Annotated in this window: 2 protein-coding genes; one reads left to right on the top strand and one right to left on the bottom strand. The window is 63.9% G+C overall.

Annotated features, from left to right (window positions below; translation table 11 throughout):
- Positions 1-433: sensor domain-containing protein (locus tag A5692_RS00145; RefSeq protein ID WP_197514292.1), on the bottom strand; the 433-nt coding region annotated here is incomplete at its 3' end.
- On the opposite strand from A5692_RS00145, the gene A5692_RS29610 reads away from it, so the two are divergent.
- A partial coding sequence (locus tag A5692_RS29610; RefSeq protein WP_231984122.1) for a hypothetical protein occupies positions 433-638 on the top strand: 206 nt, incomplete at its 3' end. The genes A5692_RS00145 and A5692_RS29610 overlap by 1 nt on opposite strands.

Genomic DNA, 638 nt, shown 5'->3' with positions numbered 1-638 from the left:
TCGTCGCTGCGGCCGGAGCGCCGTTGCCCCATTGGCACACCTGCGCGTAGATGACCACGTTGTTCTTTGCCCGCGCCTCGCTGGCGCAGACCCAGCCGGTGATCTGCCCGTCCTCTAGTTCCGTTCCCGTCCACCGCACTCCCGTATCGGTCGCGTCGGTCTTCTGGAATCTCCATCGATATTTGCCGCTCAGGTGGATGACGGCATTGCTGCAGGCGTCGAGACGCTTGGCAAAAGCGTTGCCAAGCAACACCGTCGCTGCTTTGGAATCGACGACCGTCGCAACGGCTTGACGGACCGCATGACCTGAAGTGTCCTTTTCTTCCCTGTATTGATTGCTTCGCCATGCGGTATAGGCCACGCCAACCGTGTTGGTGTCCAGCCCGAACAGCGCCCCACACTCGGGGTTGCCCTCGTCGATGACAGGGGGCAATGGAGGCCTGGTCCAGCCAGGCGAAGGCGGCCACGGGCGGGGAGGTCGCGCCGGGCGGAGGTTTGGACGCCCAGTTGAGTTTCGCACCGACAATCTCGCTAATCAGGTCCGGCGCCAAGATCAGCGAGTCGATGGCGTCGGGGGTAAGGGTGGGGGCCACTGTGGTCGTCACCTTGGGCGGCGCTTGCGTTGTGCTGTGGCCGCC

It is taken from the genome of Mycobacterium sp. E342, assembly GCF_001667665.1.
Lineage (GTDB): Bacteria > Actinomycetota > Actinomycetes > Mycobacteriales > Mycobacteriaceae > Mycobacterium.
This window is presented reverse-complemented; position numbering and strand designations above follow the sequence as displayed.